Genomic DNA, 20,561 nt, shown 5'->3' with positions numbered 1-20,561 from the left:
AAGGAAGTGAGATTGGTATTAACAGCAGGTGCTTGAGAGTGAATGGGCGGGGGTGCAGAACTGAATTGCAGGGCTGCCTTTCATGGAAAGAGCATGCGTATTGAAATAATGCGTGAAAATTTGCAGTAATAGTTTCTTTAAAAAAACAAACTACATATTTGATAGCTTCACATAATTATATAAATGATAATTTAAGTGCTATGTCGAGCCGATAAGTATGCTGCAGAAAATAGAATATCGCCTGGACACCCGATTAATTTGATGAATGTGTTGTGAAATGCCAACGAGATAATTTAATTTATTTGTTGAAAAGAAAAAAGTCACTGTTGTCGTACGCTTGAACTGTTACTTGTTCATATAATCATGGCAATTAAATGTCATTTTTATATGTATCTGTCTCGTGCAGCAGAACATTTCTTAGCGAACAACATGATCAAAATACAACAGGAAACGGCAGGCCGTTCCGGCCGCCATGCAGCTTTTTCATCCGCCGGGCGCCACATCAGGATGCTGACCACGATGGCCTGGAGCACCCGCTGGCCCCGTCTTTCCAAGTCCCATGTTGTGCCGCTGGCCATGGCGTCCCTGCTGCTGGCCGCTGCCGCGCCTTCCAGCGCGCAAGTGCTGTGGGAAGATTACCGCGGTGTCGAGCGGGTGCCGGCCAATCCGCCTGCACCCAATTACAACAACGGTTTTAACGCGGGCAGTGCTGGCCGCCTCGCCAGCCTGCTGGCACTGGCCGCCAATCCTGCCGTCAATGCGGCGCGCACGGGCTCCTCGCCACAGATGGACTGGGCCACTGGCACGGCCGCCAATCCCGCGCAGTTATGTTACATCGAGACGCAGCAAACGTCGGCTGCCTGCCGGGCCTGGATCATGGGCCGCGTGATGTACGCCCTGGTGGTGTTTCCCCAGGCGGGCAATTACAAATTCAGCGTCGCGCATGATGATGACGTGAAAGTCGATTTTTCCACCCAGTATTCGACCAATTACCGCAGCGCCGTGTATAACGTGGCCGTGGGCAGCGTGCCCGAATATTCGAATAATGAAACGGATTTCCATAATTTGGCCGGCAATTTCAATAGCGCCACGCCGGGCGGCTGTTATCTGGCCCGCGTCCTGTGGAATAACGTGGGCGGCATCAACCATTTGCGCATGCGCTGGACGCGTCCCGATAATGTGACGGAAATCATTCCCGCGGCGCAATTGCGCGATCCCAGCCTGGCCAGTTCCTACACCAGTTGCACCAATAGTAAAACCGACCTGGCCGTCAACAAGGCAGGTCCGGCGAAGTTTGCCGTCGGCAAGCCCTTGAGCTACACCATAAAAGTCTGGAACCGCGGCCCCGCTGTCAGCACGGGCGCCACCTTCAGGGATGTGTTGCCGGCCAGCCTGAGCAATGTCAGCTGGACCTGCGCCGCAAGCGGCGCGGCCTCGTGCGGAAGCATCAGTTCGGGTGCGGGCAGCAACAACGTCGCCCTCACCATGGGCACCTTGCCCGTGAACGCGGCCACCAGCGCGCCCACCAGCGGTGCCTACTTGACCCTCACCATCACGGCCACGCCTAGTGATGTCGCCAGCATTGCCAACACTGCCAGCGTTACCGTTTCGCCCAACGAAACGGATAGTGACCTGAGCAACAACAACAGTACGACGACGGCAACCGTCACGACACAGACCTTGAGCGTGATCAAGGTATTGGCGCCCGCCAGCGACAGCGGCCTGTTCATCATGAATGCCAACGGCACGGCTGGCGTGCAAGGCGGCAACGGCGCCACGGCCAGCGCCGTCGTGCGCGTGGGCAACCTTGCAACGTTCGCGGAAACTGCGGGCACGGCCACCAACCTGGCGCAATACCAGAGCAGCTACAGCTGCGTGCGCACGGATACGGCCGCCATCATTTCCAGCGGCGCCGCCAACGCGGGCAACTTCACGATGCCCGATGCGCCCGTCACGTGCAGCATCAGCAACCGCCGCCTGCAGGCGGACATGCAAGCCGTCACCACGCTGCCACCCGGCCCCTACAATGCCGGCACCCCCGTGACGGTGACGGGGGTGTGCACGAATAACGGCCCCGACAATGCGGCCGCGCCCACCTGCGTGATGAGCGGTTTGCCAGCCGGCGCTACTGCCAGCTGCAGCGCACCCGTGTCGCCCTTCATACCCGGCTCGCGCATCAATTGCACTTCCACCTTCAATCTGCCTGCCAGCGGCAGCCTGACGATCACCACCACGGCCGGCGCGACCACGCTCGATCCCATCCCCGCGAATAACGTTGACAGCGCCACCCTGGGCATCGTCAGTCCGCTCGTGCGCGTGCAAAAAAGCGTCGACAAGAGCAGCGCCTTCGTCGGCGACACGCTGCAGTGGACCTTGACTGCCAGCAATACCGGCACCGGCGCCACGACGGCGGCGCTGACCCTGACCGATACCTTGCCTGCTAACCTGAGCGGTATCGTCGTCACGCCCACGGCGCCCGTCACCTGTGCCCCGCTGGCCGGCAATACGCTTGCCTGCACGGTGCCGGCTGGCCTGGCGCCTGGCGCCAGCGCCCAGGTCAGCATCAGCGCCAGCCCCACGGCGGCCGGCAATTTCGTCAACAGCGTGACGCCATCCGGCGGCAATGGCGCCAGCTGCGTCACGCCGGCCGCCTGCCAGACGACGACCGTCGTCAGCAAGGCGCTGGTGGACGTCACCACCACCCTGAACGGTTTCCCCGGCACCTCGAACGCGGGCGATGTCATCGCTGGCGTCGTGACCTATGCCAACCTGGGACCGGGCGCGGCCGAAGGCGTGACGTACAGCCTGCAACTGGCCACAGGTCTGGCCGGCGTGTCGGTCACTGGCGTGAGCGGCACGTATAACGCGGGCACCGGCCTCATCACGTTCACGGGCTTGCCCGCGACCCTGACGCCCGGACAGAGCGTCAGTTTCAACCTGTCATACACCCAGCCGGGTAGCAATATTTCCTCGGTGACCAGCATCATCGCCACCACTTCCACCGAGGTGGCGAACGATTATCCGAACACGGCCACGGTGACGGTGCCGGGACCGAACGTGCGCGTCACCAAGACGGCCGACAAGGCCACGGCCAACCTGGGTGAGAATATCGTCTGGACGATCACGGCCAGCAATACGGGCAATGTCGCCAACCAGGGCGTCGTCAGTCTCGCCGATTTGTTGCCGCCGAACCTGGTGGTGACCAGCGTGGTGGCCGCACCGGGCGTGACGTGCCCGCCGCTGGCCAGCTGGGTGGCGTCGAGCACGCAGACGTGTACGGTCGCTGCCGGCCAGCTGGCCGCCCTGAACGGCAGCCGCACGGTCATTATCACCGCACACGCCACGGCCGCTGGCAGCCTGTCGAACCGCGTCATGCCCAGCGGTCCGGACAACCCGGCTTGCAGTTCGGCCAGCGTATGCCAGACGACGAGCACCATCACCAGTCCGAAAGTGGCGGTGACGAAAACCGTCGACCATGCCAGCATCAATATCGGTGCCACCCTGACGTGGAGCGTCACGGCGACGAATAGCGGCGACGGCGTGAGCACGGCGCCCATCACGCTGACCGATACCTTGCCGGCCAACCTGGTGGGCCTGAACGTGGCGCTGGTCGGCAGCGCCACCTGCGCCGTGCCAGTGGGCAATATCCTCACCTGCACGGTGCCGGCCGGCCTGGCCGCGAATGGCGGCGTGGCCGGTTTTACCGTCACGGGCCAGCCTGCCGTAGCGGGCACCTACGCCAACAGCGTCGTGCCATCCGGCGCCGATAATCCAAGCTGCGCCACGCCCGCCGACTGCGCCACCAGCAGCACGGTGACCAGCCCCAGCGTGGCCGTGACGAAAAGCGTCGACAAGACCACCGTCAACCTCGGCGACACCATCACGTGGACCCTGAAAGCCATCAACAGCGGCAGCGGCCCGACGAATGGCCCGATTACCCTGACGGACAGCTTGCCTGCGAACGTGGGCGCGCTGCAGATACTGCCGGCGGCGCCGGCCAGTTGCGGCGTGCCTGTGGGCACGACGCTGACGTGCACCGTGCCGCCAGGACTGGGCAGCGGCATGCAGGCAACGGTGCTGATCAAGGCTGTGGCGAATGCGCCCGGCACGGTGGCCAACAGCCTCGTGCCGAGCGGCGTCGACAATCCCGCGTGCGCCACGCCGGCCGCTTGCCAGACTACCACCAGCGTCACCAGCCCGAACGTGGCGGTGAAGAAAACCGTCGACAAGGCCAGCGTCAACGTGGGCGACACGCTCACGTGGACCTTGACGGTGAACAATAGCGGCACGGGCGCCAGCACGGGCGCCGTCACGCTGGCCGACACCTTGCCGGCCGGGCTGGCGAACATCGTCGTCAGCCCGCAGGCGCCCGTCACCTGCGCGCCCGTGGCGGGCCAGAACCTGACCTGCAGCGTGCCGGCCGGCCTGGCTCCCGGCGCATCGGCGAAGGTCGTTGTCAGCGCCACGGCCACCCTGGCTGGCGCCGCCGTCAATAGCGTGCTGCCATCCGGGCCCGACAACCCCGCCTGCGTGCTGCCCGGCGATTGCGGCACCACCACCACGGTGCTCAAGCTGCTGGTCGACGTCACCACCACCCTGAACAATTTCCCGCCCAATACCCTGGCGGGCGATACGATTTCCGGGACTGTTACCTACGCCAACGTGGGACCAGGCCCGGCTGAAGGCGTGACGTACACCCTGCAGCTGACGCCTGGTCTGAGCAACGTTACCTTGACGGGCGCCGTGGGCAGCTACAATTCGGCCACGGGCGTCGTCACCCTCAGCGGCTTGCCCGTGGGCCTGGCGAGTGGCCAGAGCACCAGTTTCAACGTCAGCTACACGCAACCGGCAGATAATCTGTCGATGGTGACGTCCACCATCGCCACCACCTCGGTGGAAGTGGCGAACGACTTGCCGAACACGGCGATGGCGACCGTGCCCGGCCCCATCATCCGCGTGACGAAACTGGCCGACAAGACGACGGCCAACGTGGGCGAGACGATCACGTGGAGCATCACGGCGACGAATACGGGCAGCCTGGCCAACCTGGGCGTGGTGACCCTGACCGATATCCTGCCCGCCAACGTGGTAGTGCTGTCCGTCACACCAGGCGCTGGCGTCAGCTGTCCGCCGCTGGCCAGCTGGCTGGCCAACAGCGCGCAAGCGTGTACCGTCGCGGCCGGCCAGCTGGCCGCCGTGAATGGCAGCCGCAGCATCGTCATTACAGCCAGGGGCACGGCCGGCGGCAGCCTGGGCAACAAAGTCTTGCCGAGCGGCCCAGACAATCCAGCCTGCGCGCAAGCCGCTTCCTGCCAGACCAGCACCACCGTCCTCAGCCCGCAAGTGTCCGTGCGTAAAAGCGTCGACAAGAGCAATATCAATGTCGGCGACGCGCTGACGTGGACGCTTGCCGTGGCCAATACGGGCACGGGCGCGACCATGGGCGTGATCACCCTGACGGACACCTTGCCGGCCAACCTGACCCTGTGGCAAGTGTTGCCCGCGTCGCCCGCCACGTGCGCGGCGCCAAGCGGCAATCAGCTCGTGTGCTCCATTCCCGCCGGCATGGCGGCGGGCAGCGCGCTCAATATCGTCGTCAAGGGCGTGGCCACTGCGGCCGGCGCCTACGTCAATACCGTCGTGCCTGGCGGCCCGGACAATCCTGTCTGCCCGCAGCCCGGCGATTGCAGCACCACCAGCACGGCCGTGAAACTGCTGGTCGATGTGACTACCACCCTGAACGGCTTTCCTGGCAGCACGAATGCGGGCGACACGATCGCCGGCACGGTCAATTTCAGCAATATCGGCCCCGGCCCGGCCGAAGGCGTGACGTACAGCCTGCAACTGGCGCCCGGCCTGGCCGGCGTGAGCGTCAACGGCGTGGCGGGCAGCTACAACGCGGGCTCCGGCCTGGTGACATTCAGCGGCGTGCCGGCCACCTTGGCGCAGGGGCAGGGTTTCAGCTTCCAGCTCAGCTACATCCAGCCGGCCAGCAACCTGTCGACCGTGGTCAGCCGCATTGCCACGACGTCGACGGAAGTGCCGAACGACCAGCCCAATGTGGCTACCGTCACCATGCCCGGTTCCATCATTCGCGTCAGCAAGACGGCCAACAAGGCCGTGGCGAATGTCGGCGAGGAAATTATCTGGACGATTACGGCCAGCAACACGGGCAGCCTGGCCAACCAGGGCGCCGTCATTCTGACGGACTTGCTGCCAGCGAACATCGTCGTCACCAATGTGGCGCCCGACAGCGGCGTCACCTGTCCGCCGCTGGCCAGCTGGGTGGCCAACAGCAGCCAGAGTTGCAGCGTGGCCATCGGCCAGCTGGCGGCAGGCAATGGCCAACGCCAGATCGTGCTGACCGGCAAGGCCAGCGCGGGTGGCACCCTGGCCAACCAGGTCATGCCGAGCGGCCCGGACAATCCAGCCTGCTTCCAGGCCAGCGGCTGCAAAACGCAGACCACCATTACCAGCCCTAGCCTGGCGCTGAGCAAGAGCGTCGACAAGCTGGCCTTGAATATCGGCGACAGTCTGACGTGGACGGTCACCCTGGCCAATAGCGGCACGGGGGCCAGCACGGCTGTCGCCACCATCACCGATACCTTGCCGGCCGGCCTGGCAAATATCGTCGTCACGCCCGCCGCGCCCGTCACTTGCGCGCCGCTGGCCGGCAATGTCCTCACGTGCAGCGTGCCGGCTGGCCTGGCCGCTGGCGGCAATGCCACGCTGCAAGTGACGGCGCGCGCCGCTGCGGCAGGCAGTCTGGTCAATGGCGTCAGCGCCAGCGGCACGGATAACCCGGCCTGCCTGCAGGCGGGCGATTGCAACACCACCAGCACCGTCAGCTCGCCCTTGCTGAACGCCAGCAAGAGCGTCGACAAGACGGCGGCCAATGTGGGCGACACCCTGACGTGGACCTTGACCTTGCGCAATAGCGGTAGCGGTCCCAGCACGGCCATCGCCACCCTGACCGATACCTTGCCTGCGGGCCTGGCGAATGTGCTGGTCACGCCGACGGCGCCCGTCACCTGTGCTGCGCCGGCAGGCAATGTCGTCACTTGCAGTGTGCCAGCCGGCCTGGCCGCCGGCGCCAGCGCCAGCGTCAAGCTGAGCGCCACGGCGACCCTGTCGGGCAGCCTCGTCAATGCGCTGCTGCCGGGCGGAGGGGACAATCCCGTCTGCGCCGTCCCCGGCGATTGCCAGACCACCACGGTGGTGTCGAAACTGCTGGTCGACGTGACGACCACCCTGAACGGCTTCCCCGCCAGCAGCAATGCGGGCGACGCCATCCGTGGCGTGGTGACGTTTGCCAACGTGGGCCCTGGCGTGGCGGAAACGATGACTTACAGCCTGCAGCTGGAAGCGGGCCTGAGCGGCGTTTCCGTCAGCCCCGTCAGCGGCGCGGCCGGCATCAGCGGCGTCTACAACAGCGGCACTGGCCTGTATGTGCTGAGCGGCTTGCCGGCCACCCTGATCGCCGGCCAGAGCGCCAGCTTCAACCTGTTCTACACCCAGCCTGCCAGCAACAGCTCGCGCATCAGCAGCGTGGTGGGCACCAGTTCGACGGAAATCGTCAACGACTTGCCGAACACGGCGACGACGAACTTGCCCGGCCCCGTGATCCGCGCCAGCAAGACGGTCGACAAGGTGAACGCGGCCGTGGGCGATATCTTGACCTGGAGCATCACGGCGACGAACACGGGCAACTTGCCGAATCAACAGGCCGTCGTCCTTGCCGATGTGCTGCCGGCCAACATCGTCGTGCTCAGCGTGACGCCCGACGCAGGCGTGAGCTGTCCGCCGGTAGCAAGCTGGACGGCTGGCAGCGTGCAGGCGTGCACGGTGGCGGCAGGTCAATTGGCCGCCGCTAACGGCAGCCGCAAGGTCGTCGTCACGGGACGCGGCACCCTGGGTGGCAATCTGTCGAATCGTGTCTTGCCCAGCGGTGGCGACAATCCCGCCTGCGAAACAGCCAGCGCCTGCCAGGCCACGACGACCCTGGTGGCGCCGCAAGTGACGGTGCGCAAGAGCGTCGACAAGAGCAGTGTCAGCGTGGGCGACGTGCTGACCTGGACCATTACTGCCAGCAATGGCGGCACGGGTGCGACCAAGTCCGCCATCGTGCTGACCGATAACCTGCCAGCCGGCGTCAGCGGCGTGCAAGTGCTGTCCACGCAGTTGGCCACCTGTGCGCCCGTGGCCGGCAATATCGTCACGTGCAGCGTGACGGCCGGCCTGGCGCCGGGCGGACAGGCGCAAGTGGTATTGCGCGCCACGGCCAGCGCTGCCGGCGTGCTGCAGAACACGGTGTTGCCAAGCGGCCCGGACAATCCTGTCTGCGTGCAGGCGGCGGATTGCAGCACCAGCACCACGGCCATCAAGCTGCTGGTCGACGTGACCACGACACTGAACGGTTTCCCCGGTAGCACCAGCGCTGGCGACCAGATCAACGGCATCGTCAGCTTCAGCAATGCCGGTCCCGGCACGGCCGAGAACGTGACCTACAGCCTGAAACTGGCGCAGGGCCTGATGGGCGTGACCCTGAGCGGCGCGGCCGGCAGCTATGACGCCATCAGCGGCATGCTGACGGTGACGGGCTTGCCCGCCAGCCTGGCGCCCAACGAGCTGCACAGTTTCGGCCTGTCGTATATCCAGCCGGCCAGCAACGTGTCGACCATCGTCAGCCTCATCACCACCAGCTCGACGGAAGTGCAGTACGACTTGCCGAACACGGCGACGGTGACTATGCCGGGCCCCGTCATCCGCGTCAGCAAGACGGCCAACGTCGGCAATGCCAATGTGGGCGACAGCATCATCTGGACCATCACCGCCGTCAACAGCGGCGGCGTGGCCAACCTGGGCGTGGTGAGCCTGGCAGACATCCTGCCGCCGAACCTGACGGTGCTGGCCGTCAACGCCGACGCTGGCGTGACTTGCCCGCCGCTGGCCAACTGGGTGGCGAACAGCGTGCAAAGCTGCACCATTGCAGCTGGTCAATTGGCTATCGGCAATGGCACGCGCAGCGTGCGCGTGACGGCCACGGGCACGCTGGAAGGCGTGCTGTCGAACCGCGTGATGCCGAGCGGGCCAGATAATCCGGCCTGCGCGCAGGCCAGCAGCTGCGAATCGAGCGTGGTGCTGACGGGGCCGAAAGTGGCCGTGAAGAAAATTGCCAACCGCGCCGCCGCCAATGTGGGCGATACCGTGGTGTGGACCATCACAGCCAGCAACACGGGCAGCGGTCCCACGCGCGCCGTCATGACTCTGGTCGATACCTTGCCGGCCGGCCTGGCGAACGTGCAAGTGACGCCCGTGCGCGCCACTTGCGCCCCGGTGGCCGGCAATGTGCTCACCTGCAGCGTGCCTGCCGGACTGATCGGCAATGGCGGCGAAGCCAGCGTGCAAGTGTCGGCCACCGTCACCCAGGCGGGCACGGCGCTCAACCGCGTCGTGCCATCCGGTCCTGATGCGCCGGTATGCTTGGTGCCAGCCGATTGCCAGACCAGCACCAACGTCACCAGCCCCAGCGTGATGGTGAAGAAAGTGGCGGACAAGGCCAACACCAGCATCGGCGACACCGTCAGCTGGACCATCACTGCCACCAACAGCGGCAGCGGCGCCACCACGGCAGCCATTTCGCTGACGGACGACCTGGCCGCCAGCCTCACCGAGATTGTCGTCACGCCCGCCGCGCCCACCACTTGCGCGCCGCTGGCCGCAAATAAACTGGTGTGTACGGTGCCTGCTGGCCTGGCGCCCAATGCCGTGGCCGCCGTCACGGTGAGCGCGAAAGTGGCCGCCAGCGGCACGCTGAGCAATACCATCGTGCCCACCGGTGCCGATTTGCCACGTTGCGCGCAAGCATCTGACTGCACGGCTATCACGGAAGTGGCGAATCCCGCCATCGGCGTGGCGCTGGGCGTGGGCAAGGTGGCCCAGCTGTCGGCCAAAGTCTTCACTGTGCCCTACACGGTGGTGATCCGGAATGTGGGCAAGGGCACGGCATCGAATGTGCAGGCGCTCGACAGCCTGCGCGCCGCCTTCCCCGAACCCGTCACGTGCCGCGTCGTTGCGCCACCTGCCGCGCCCGCCATTGGCGGCAGCAGGCAGCTGGCCGTCAACCCGGGCTTTACGGGCGGTTGCGGCGGCAGCGACTTGCGTTTGCTCAGCGGTGATGCGGCCCTGGGCGAGGGCGAGTTGAGCGTCATCACTTTCAGCGTGGAAATCACGGTGCAGGAGACGACTTTGCCGCAGTACAACAACAGCGTGTTTGCCAGCGCACTGGGCGGCAATGTCGCCAACGCGGGCGGCGCCATCAGCGTGCCGCCAGCCCCGGCGGCTGGCGTCATCGCTGCCAATCCGGCCTATACGCCACCCGTGGGCAGCCTCGTGTTTGACGCTTCCAACAATGGCGGCAGCCATGCGGGCGCCGTGGCCACGGCCGCCGACGTGGCCGCACTGGTGGAAAAAGTCGACCCTAACCGCAACGGCAACGCCTCCGATACCGTGGGCGGCGTTGCCTTCACGGGCGAAGACACGCCCACGCCCGTGGTGTTGCTGCGGCAAGTGGTCGATGTCATCAAGGCAGTGTCTGCCCAGCAGCAAATCGATGCCAGCAAGTTCGAGATCAGCTACACGGTGCAGGCGGCCAACCGCTATCCCGCCGGCCACCCGACCTCGACCATGGTGCAGGTGGCGGAAAACCTGAGGGCCGTCTTCCCCACGGCGACCAGCGTCACCCTCAAGCCGGGCAGCCTGGCCGTCACGGCGCGACCCGCCAGCGCCACGGCCTGCGTCGCCAATCCCGACTTCAACGGTGCCACCGTGTTTGGCTTGTTGAACGGCAAGGGTGACTTGCAGCCGCAGGAAAGCTGCAACATCGGCTTCACGGTGCTGGTCGATTTCGGCAGCGTGGCGGCGATTCCCACGGTGCCGCAATTGAACCAGGTATATGCGAGCACCATGTTCGGCCCGGACGGCGGTGGCATGAACATCGGCCACAGCTACAGCGGCACGGGTACGTCGATGACGCCGGTGGCGCCCGCCAGCGTGCTGGCCCTGGCCAGTTCGGCCGACACCTTGCTGCTGCCGGCCACGCCGGGCGCCACGCCACCGAGCTTCACGCCCGTGGTGTTCAACACGAAGGACAAGCCGATGTTGTTGATCAGTAAGAGCGTCAACAAGACCCAGGCCGAGATCGGCGACAGCCTGCAATACACGATCGAAGTGAAGAACACGGGCGTGGCGACGGCGTTTGGCGTCAGCGTGCTCGATAAACTGCCGGCCGGCTTCCGCTACATCGACGGCACCACCACGCGCAACAACGTGGTGCAGCCCGATCCGTCCGGCAAGCCGGGGCCGCAGCTGAGCTTCAAGCTGGAGTCGCTGGCGCCGAACGCCAGCGCCAGCTTCCGCTACCGCCTGCGCGTGGGCGTCGGTTCGCTGCAGGGCGACGGCATCAATCGCGCCCAGGCCGCGACCACCAACGGCCCGCCCTCGAACGAGGCACGCGCGAAGGTGAAAGTGACGGGCGGCGTGTTTACGACGGATGCTTGCATCGCCGGCAAGGTGTTTGTGGACTGCAACAACAACCACGTGCAGGACGGCGAGGAACTGGGCATCCCGGGTGTGCGCCTGTACATGGAGGATGGCACGAACTTCACCACCGACGTGGAAGGCAAGTACAGCTATTGCGGCATCACGCCGAACAGCCATGTCATCAAGGTCGATGGCGCCACCTTGCCGCGCACCAGCCGCATGATGGAAGCGTCGAACCGCAACCTGGGCGACCCGCACAGCTTGTTCCTCGATACCAAGAACGGCGAGCTGCTGCGCGCCGACTTCATCGAAGGCTCGTGCTCGAACCCCGTGCTGGAGCAAGTCAAGGCGCGCCGCGCGCAGGGCGAGGTGCGCAGCGTGGAAAGGGAGGGCAGGGCGGGGCCGGGACTGAGTTTCAGCAGCCAGCCCGCTAGCGCGCCCGCGCAGGCGACGGACAGCGCCAACCAGCCTGTCGTCGCGCCACGCGCACCCATGCCGGCCGCTGTGCCAAGCGCAGGAGGCAGCCATGCGCAATAAGCATCTTTCACCTCACTTGCCGCTGGCTAATGCTGCTAAAGAGAAACAAGCTATGAAGAGAACCCTCCCCGCGCCCCGTCGCATGGCCGCCGCGCTGGCCCTGCTGGCATTCCCGGCGTTTGGCCACGCGCAACTGCCCTTGGCGGACAATGCGGCAGGCTCCGCCGTGGCGGCGCCATCCCTCCTTGCCGGCAAGGTGGACGGCACCGACTATGCCATCAACCGTGGCGTGGCGCGCATCGCCGTCGAGACGGACCGCAACGACGTGCCGGCCGATGGCCAGAGTCCCGTCACGCTGACGGTCAGGCTGTACGATGCGCAGGGCAAGCCCCTGGCGGGCACGGCGCTGTTGACCATCGAAGCCAGCGGTGGGCGCATCCTGCTGCCCGGCGCCCGCACGGACGAGCTGGGCCCTGAGCGGCGCGACGTCGACAAGGTCACGCCCGGCACGCAGCTGACGGTGGAGGATGGGGTAGCAAGCTTCAGCCTGCTGGCCCCATCCACGCCGCAGGACGTGCTGCTGCGCCTGTCGGCCGGCAGCGTGGCGGCGCAGGGCACCATCAGCTTCTTGCCAGAACTGCGCGACATGCTGGCCGTGGGCTTGATCGACGGCATCATCAGCAAGCGCAGCCTGTCGAGCAGCGACATTGCACCGTCGCGTTTCAATGACGGTTTCGAGCGCGACATCGTGCGCTGGAGCCGCGCCTTCAACAATGGCAAGGCCAACGTGGCGGGCCGCGCAGCCATGTTCCTGAAAGGCACGATACGTGGCGACGCCTTGCTGACGGCCGCCTACGATACGGACAAGGATACGCGCGCGCGTCTCTTGCGCGATGTCAATCCGGAAGAGTTTTATCCCGTGTACGGCGACAGTTCCGTGCGCAACTTTGACGCCCGCTCCAGCGACCGCCTGTACGTGCGCATCGACCAGCAGAAAAGTTATGTGCTGTATGGCGACTTCGCCACCGGCGACGGCTTCAGCCAGATGACGGGCGGCGGCGCCGTGGCCAACTTGCAGCAGAGAAAACTGGGCCAGTACAACCGCACGGCCACGGGCGGGCGCGGCCACTACGAACAGGATGGCATCGTCGCCAATGCCTTCGCCATCAACGATAGCCTGAAGCAGGTGGTCGAGGAGTACCGGGCGAATGGCACCTCGGGGCCATTTGCCGTGCGCAACAACAACGCCATCGAAAACTCGGAAAAGATCGAGATCGTGGTGCGCGACAAGAACCAGAATGGCAATATCGTGCAAGTGACGCAGCTGCGCCGTTTCGAAGATTACAGCTTCGAGCCGTTCAGCGGGCGCATCCTGTTCAAGCAGGCGATCCCCGCGCTGACGCCGAATGGCGACCCGCAATCGATCCGCATCAGCTATGAGGTGGACCAGGGCGGCGAAAAATTCTGGACCCTGGGCGTGGATGGCCAGGTGCAACTGGGCAAGATGGTATCGCTCGGTGGCTCGGCCGTGGAAGATAAAAACCCCTTGTCGCCGTATAAATTGCACAGCGTCAATGCGGGTTTGCGCTTAGGCGAACACAGCCTGCTGGTGTTCGAAGTGGCGCGCACCACGTCCACCAGCTACAGCGCGGGCGGCAGCATCTACACGACGCCGTCCGGCCAGGCGGGCGAGCTGCGCGATGAGGTCAGCGGCAATGCGGCCCGGGTCGAGTTGCAGCACAAGGATGACAAGCTGGAAGCGAAAGCCTTCTGGAACCGTTCCGACAGGGATTTCAATAACACGGCGGCCGGCATCACGGGCGGACGGGGCGAGGCGGGCGTGAAGGCGGGCTACAAGCTCAGTCCCGCCGTCACCGTGTATGGCGAGGCCATCCGCAGCGATGAGCGCAGCACGGATGCGCGCCGCGATGCGCAGCGCCTGGGCGTGGCCTGGAATGCCAGCGAACGCTGGCTGCTCGACGTGTCCGTCCAGCACATGAAGGAGAGCGGCGGCATGCCGTCGACGGCCGGCATCGCGCCGAATACCTCGCCGCTGGGCACGGGCTTGAATCCCACGGGCGGCTTCTTCGGCAACGGCACGGCGAACACGGCCATCGATCCCGTCACGGGCGGCAGCATCACCACGTTTGCGCCCATCAATCCCGGTGCTGGCGCGGGCACGACGGCGCCGCTGGACGCCACCACCGTGCGCCTGGGGGTGCAATACAAGGCTACGGAGCGCTGGACGCTAAATGGCGACGTGGAAAAAAGCGTCTCCGACGCGGACCAGCACCGCTACGGCCTGGGCGCGCAATACCAGCTGGCCGAACGCAGCCGCCTGTACGCGCGCTATGAAAACCAGACGGGCCTGGCATCGGCCTATTCGCTCAATCCGGCCGACCGCAGCACCAGTTTCGTCGCCGGCGCCGATACGGGCTACATGCCGGGCGGCACCGTGTTTGGCGAGTACCGCATGCGCGACGCCATGGATTACAGTCTCAGCAACCAGCGCGACCTGCAACTGGCGTCCGGCTTGCGCAACACGTGGAACCTGGGCGAAGGGCTGGCGGCAAACACGAATATCGAATACCTGAAAGTCATGAACGGCCAGCAGCAGCAAGCCGTGGCCGTGGCGGCGGGCTTCGACTATGCCGTCAATCCCCTGTGGCGCGGCTCCGTCAAGCTCGAGTACCGGCGATTGTTCGACAGCGAGATCGCGCCCGGCAACCAGCGCCAGGATCAATGGCTCAATACCATCGCCTGGGCGCGCAAGCTGAGCCGCGATTGGACCTTGCTTGCGCGCAATTACCTGCTGTACACGCGCAACAACGACGACGCCAGCGGCGCGCCCGTGGGCAACGTGCTGCAGGACCGGGCGCAGCTGGGCTTTGCCTGGCGTCCGGTGGACGATAACCGTTTCAACGGCCTGGCCCGCTACGAGTACAAGACCGTGCGCGACCAGTCGCAGATCGATGGCAACAATTACCGCGCGCACATCGTTTCCACACACCTCGATTACCACCCCAGCCGTCCTTGGTGGTTCACGGGCAGGGTCGCCGCCAAGCACAACAACGACAAGAACCTGCCTGCCGGGCAAGAGAAATACACGGCATGGCTGTTTTCCGGGCGCACCGTGTACGACATCAGCAAGCACTGGGACATCGGCGTGCTGGCGGCCGTGATGGGCAGTCCGCAAGGTGGCAGTCGCCAGTGGGCCAATGGCGTCGAAGTGGGCTATCTGCTGGCGCAAAACCTGTGGCTGTCGGTCGGACACAACTGGTCGGGATTCTCCGACCGCGACCTGACGGGCGCCGACTACACGGCGCGCGGCCCCTACCTGCGCCTGCGCTTCAAGTTCGATGAAAACCTGTTCAAAGGCAAAGACGCCACTATCAACCGTACCCTGGCCCGGCCATGAAAACTACCCTGACTCTGAAAATGACACCGAGGATGACCCCGATGATGAAACTGATACCGCTCGCCAGCCTGCTGGCCATGGGCCTGGCCCAGGCGGCCACGCCGACCCTGCCAACGGCGCCGTTGGCCATGCCCCAGCTGCGCATCAGCGACCAGGCCGTTTCTGCCGACCAGCAGGCTTACCGCCTGCTGCAGGAACGCATCAAGAAGCTCAACGACGGCGGCGTGCGCGTGGGCGATTATTACCTGTCCAAGGCGCAATGCTGGCTCGACGTATCTTTCCACGAATACACGCGCAACGACCGCTCGGCCTTTCCCCTGCAAGCCTTGCAGGAATCGGCCAAGATCGTCGCCGCGCTGGAAGACGGCAGCACGCCCAATCCCGGCGACGCCACGCCGCTGGTGAACGATGCCACGCGCCTGCGCGACGATCTGTGGTCCAGCTTTGGAGCGATGCGCGAGTCGCCCGGCTTCGCCTGCGCGGCGCAAAAGGTGGCGTGCGGCGAAGTGGAACTGGTGCATGCGGGCAATGAGTACAAGCAGCAGGGCTGGCGCCATGCAAACCCGTATGTGCAGCTGGCCGAGGATGCGCAGGCGGCAGCCCAGTCCGCCGCTGCCGCGTGCCCGGCCGACAAGCCGATAGCGCAACCCGATCCGTTGCCGCCGCGTCTAGTCCATGAACGCATCACGCTGGATATGGACGCCCTGTTCCGTTTCGACAAGGCGGGTGCGGCCGACGTGTTGCCGCAGGGCGTACAGAAAATCCGCGAACTGGCGGCGCGCCTGAAGCAGGGCTACGTGCAGATCGATACGCTCTCCGTGACGGGCCATACGGATCGCCTGGGCACGGACAGCTACAACCAGGCGCTGTCCGAGCGGCGCGCCTTGACGGTGAAACAGTTGCTGCGCGAGCAAGGTATCGCCAATGTCATCAGCGCGTATGGCAAGGGCAGGGCCGAACCCGTCGCCGCCTGTGAAAAGGTGGCGCCGCGCGCCGCCCTGATCGCCTGTTTGCAGCCGAACCGCCGCGTGGAAATTGAGTTGACGGGTATCAAAAGTTCAGCGAAGGAGGGCGGCACACCTTAGCGCTACGTCATAAGCCGGTCATATGGCGCTGTTATGATGCTGTTGTTGGCACACAGCATGCGGTGCGCAAATCACTACGTTCCGGGAGCGATAGGATGCAGGCATGACTCAACAGCTTAGCCGGTGAGCTCAACCATCGGCACCAGACAGGCTGGCGAAGTGTGAAATTGCTGCGATGGCAAGGCATGCAGGGTAAAAGCGGGAAAATGAAGGGACTTTAATGAAGTCCTAAGCCTGCCAGGCGGAAGGGCTGGCATAGTGGAGTCATGGCGCACGGAAACCCCGGGCGCAAGGTTGCCGGACACCTCAATGACCGGCACGATTTCCACTTTTTCATGTGTCTCCGTTTTATCCCTGCGCTCTGAAACAGCGTTTCAACCGGCTACCGCACCTTGCGAAGCCGGTTTTTTTTGTCCGGATTTTCGTACAAGGCTGGAAAACGCCCGGTGCCGCCGTACTGCGGCGCCGGGCGCGGGCGCTTAGCCCGTTTGCTTGGCCAGCCACGCATCGATGGCCGGCAGGCGCTCGGCACGCACCTTGATGCGGTACTTGATGCCGGCCACGGAACTGTCGGCGTCGCCGCGCGCGCCGGCCGGCAGGTTGGCCTGCGCATACGCTTCCAGCTTGGCGATCATCTCCGGCTGCGCCGAGCCGGCGGCCAGGCGCGGGAAGTAGCGGCTGCGCGAGCTGGCATCGATGCGCGCATTGACTTGCTCCAGGTGCGCCAGCGCGAAGTCGAAGGCCAGCTCGGGATGCGTGCGCGCCACGCGCGAGATCATGGCCGGGCTGTTGGTCACGCCCGGTTCATCCGTCAGCGCCAGCGCCAGCGCCCGCTGCGCCAGGGCCGCATCGTTGGTCGAGGCCAGCAAGTCGTACAGCTGGTTCTTGACCAGCGGTGTCTTTTCCTGCTGCGCCTTGGCGTGCAGCTGCTCCCAGGTGGCGGCGTCCGCATGCTGCGCCACCACGCCCAGGATGGTGCGGCGCAGCGGCGCGGGCATGGCGGTGGCATCCTGTTCGCTGGCCGCGTAGCGGCGGCGCGCCTCTAGCAGCACGCCGGGCTCGCCCATGTCGCCGAGGATGGCAATCAGGCGGCCGCGCAGGGTCGCCACGCTGGACGCTTCGCCCGCGCGCGCTTCCCAGCCCGTCTGCGCCATCATCGGCGTCAGGCGGGCCATGGCGAAGCGGCCGAACACCTGCTGGCGCGCTTTGCTTTCCACGCTGTCGCCCGCATACTGTTCATACAAATCGTTGAGTGATGCGGCCACACGGCCCAGCACTTGCGGGTCTGCCGACAGGGGCGTGGCCTTGACCAGTTCCAGGAAGCCGGCCGGGTCTTGCAAGCCCGCCATGCCCAGCGACTGGCTGTCCGCCAGCAAGCCCAGTTGATCGATCGGCGCCAGGCGCGCGAAGCTGCCCGCCAGCGCGCGCGTGCCGGCTGGCGCGTACAGGGTGCGGTAGTAGCCGCTCTGGCCCGCGTTCACCAGCAGGGCGCCGCAACCGGGCACGTTCAGGGTGGCCTTGCCATCCTTGAGCACTACCTTGGCCAGCTTGCCGTTGCCGACCGTCGAAGCGATCACCGGTACTTTCCACGACAGCGGCTTCTTGTCCGGCTGGTCCTTGGAAAATTCCGTCTGCGTGAGGGTCACGCGCGTGCGGCCCTTCCTGCACACGGCTTGGCCCACCGTGATCATCGGCACGCCCGGCTGCAGGGTGAAATCATGGGCGATGGCGCTGACGGGCTTGCCCGCGGCCGCATCGACTTCGCGCCACAGGTCGTCCGACACCGTATTGCCATACGCATGCTTGCGCATGTAGTTGCGCACGGCCGTGCGCCACGTGTCGGCGCCCACGTACGCTTCGAGCATGCGGATCACCGCCTCGCCTTTTTGATAGGTGATGCCGTCGAAGGCCTGGCTGGCCTGTTCCACGGTGGCGATGCGCTGCACCACGGGATGCGTAGTGCGCAGCGCGTCCTGGCTCATCGCCGATTCGCGCCCGCCCACGTTGGACAGGGCCGTGTTCCACTCGGGGTGCAGGCGTTCCGTGGTGCGGCTTTCCATCCACGACGCAAAACCTTCGTTGAGCCACAGGTCGTCCCACCAGCGCATGGTGACCAGGTCGCCGAACCACTGGTGCGCCATTTCATGCGACAGGGTGGTGTAGATATTTTCCTTGTCGGACTGGGTCGAGATGGCCGGGTCGAGCAGCAGGCCATATTCGAAGGTGAACACGGCGCCCCAGTTTTCCATGGCGCCGAAGAACTGGCTGCGGCCCGGCGCGGCGATGTTGTCGAGCTTGGGCAGCGGGTAGCGCACGCCGAAATAATCGTTGTATTCGCGCAGCAGGGCGCTTGACTCGTCGAGCGCGAAGCGGCTTTGCGCCAGCGCGCCTTTCTTCGTGATGACGCCTATTTCCGTGCCGTCGCTCATGGTCGTGGCGCGCTCGAAGTCGCCCAGGCCGAAGAACAGCAGATAGGTCGACATGCGCGGGGTGGTGGCGAAGTACACGTGCTTCATGCCATAGCCCAGCTCTTCGCTGCGGGCAATCGGCATGTTGCCAACGGCCATCAGATTGCTCGGTACGACCACGTCCAGCGCGAAGGTGGCCTTGTAGTCCGGTTCATCCCACGATGGCAGCATGCTGCGCGCATCGGAATTTTCGAACTGCGTGTACAGCGCGCGCTGGCGACCCTGCGGCGTGTCGTAGTCGAGCGAGAACAGGCCCGTGGCCTGCGTGCCAATCTTGCCGCTGTAATCGATGCGCAACAGGTACTCGCCCTTGGCCACGGGCTCGGCAAAGTGCACGGTGGCCGTCTGCTTGTCCGCATCGAACTCGATCTTGCCCGTCACCTGCTTGCTGCCACCCGCGCCTTCGATGGCGGCGGCGGCAAACGCCAGGTTCAGGGCATTGAAAGTGATGCTGCTTGTGGGCGCCTCGACGGCCACCTTGATGGCGACTTCGCCCTTGAAGGTCGAGGCGGCGGCATCCGGCGTGATCGACACGATGTAGTGCAAAGGCGTGACGCCGCGCGGCAGCTGCGTGGTGGTGCCAAGGGCGTGGCTGGCCGACGCGTATCTGGCGGCGGGTGCGGCGTGGCCCGGGATGACGGCGGCGACGGCGGTCAGTGCCAGAACGGCGGCGGCCAGTTGGCTGCGGCGGAAACGCGAAGTCGGTGTGCGATGCATGGTATGCCCTTCGTTCATGAGTAAAACGCCCGCCAGCCGGGTAGGCTGCGAGCGTTGATGGCGGTTGGGGGACATCGCTGGAACTGGAAGCCAGCGTTCCCGTACAGCAATCTAAGTGGAAACCGGGGCAAAGTCAACGCGCCAGGGGGACTGCACCAGGATGGCGCGCTGGTATGATTGTGAACCACCATAACGAGACGAGACCTGCCCATGAAACTGATTATCAGCCCCCGCACGCCCAATCCGCGCCGCGTCACGATGTTCATCGCCGAGAAGGGCATCAGCGGCATCGAGGAAGTGGCGCTCGACCTGATGGCGGGCCAGCACCGCGATCCCGCCTTCCTGGCAAAAAACCCGCTGGGCCGCGTGCCCGTGCTGGAATTGGCGGACGGGCGCGTGCTGACCGAGACGCGCGCCATCTGTACCTACCTGGAAGGTTTGCAGCCGCAGCCGAATCTGATGGGCGAAGGTTTCGAGGAGCGCGCCTTCATCGAAATGGCCGACCGCCGCGTGGAACTGCATCTGTTCAGCGCCGCCGCCAACTGGGTGCGCCACGGCCATCCGGCCCTGGTGGCGCTGGAAAACCCGCAGTTTCCCGACTTCGCCACGGCGCAGGCGGGCAAGCTGCGCGAGACGGCGCAATGGCTGGACCAGGTGCTGGCCCAGCAGCCGTACATCGCCGGCGAGCGCTTTACGATTGCCGACATCACGGCTTTCTGCGCGCTGGAATTTGCGCGCGGCCTGATGAAGTACCGGCCCGGCGCGGAAGGCTTGGCCAACCTGCAGGCTTACCGCGACCGCATTGCCCTGCGCCCCAGCGCGCAGGCGAAGTAAGTTCCCCAAAAAAGAACGCCT

Annotated in this window: 5 protein-coding genes; 4 read left to right on the top strand and 1 reads right to left on the bottom strand. The window is 65.2% G+C overall.

What is annotated here, in order from left to right:
- Positions 1-429 precede the first annotated feature (429 nt).
- Genes ACQ4WS_RS12825 through ACQ4WS_RS12815 form a run of 3 tightly spaced genes read left to right on the top strand, consistent with a single transcriptional unit; the run spans position 430 to position 16,521 of the window.
- A complete protein-coding gene (locus ACQ4WS_RS12825; protein WP_436476764.1) occupies positions 430-12,078 on the top strand; it encodes a hypothetical protein in 11,649 nt (3,882 codons plus the stop codon).
- 52 nt (positions 12,079-12,130) lie between these two features.
- A complete protein-coding gene (locus ACQ4WS_RS12820; RefSeq protein ID WP_436476762.1) occupies positions 12,131-15,436 on the top strand; it encodes a hypothetical protein in 3,306 nt (1,101 codons plus the stop codon).
- Positions 15,437-15,477: 41 nt separating this feature from the next.
- Positions 15,478-16,521 (top strand): OmpA family protein, encoded by a 1,044-nt coding sequence (locus ACQ4WS_RS12815; protein WP_436476760.1) that lies wholly within the window; start codon positions 15,478-15,480, stop codon positions 16,519-16,521.
- A 479-nt stretch (positions 16,522-17,000) separates the two neighbouring features.
- On the opposite strand, the gene ACQ4WS_RS12810 is transcribed toward ACQ4WS_RS12815, so the two are convergent.
- Entirely contained in the window at positions 17,001-19,706 is a 2,706-nt protein-coding gene (locus tag ACQ4WS_RS12810; protein ID WP_436476758.1) for a M1 family metallopeptidase, read from the bottom strand.
- A gap of 210 nt (positions 19,707-19,916) precedes the next feature.
- Here ACQ4WS_RS12810 and ACQ4WS_RS12805 point away from each other — a divergent pair, with 210 nt between their 5' ends.
- Positions 19,917-20,540, top strand: coding sequence for a glutathione S-transferase family protein (locus ACQ4WS_RS12805; RefSeq protein ID WP_436476756.1), 624 nt, complete (start codon positions 19,917-19,919; stop codon positions 20,538-20,540).
- Positions 20,541-20,561 lie beyond the last annotated feature (21 nt).

Source organism: Janthinobacterium leeuwenhoeki (assembly GCF_051380795.1).
Classification (GTDB): domain Bacteria; phylum Pseudomonadota; class Gammaproteobacteria; order Burkholderiales; family Burkholderiaceae_D; genus Janthinobacterium.
Note: the sequence above shows the minus strand (reverse complement) of the source record. Positions and strands in the feature narration are given on the sequence as shown.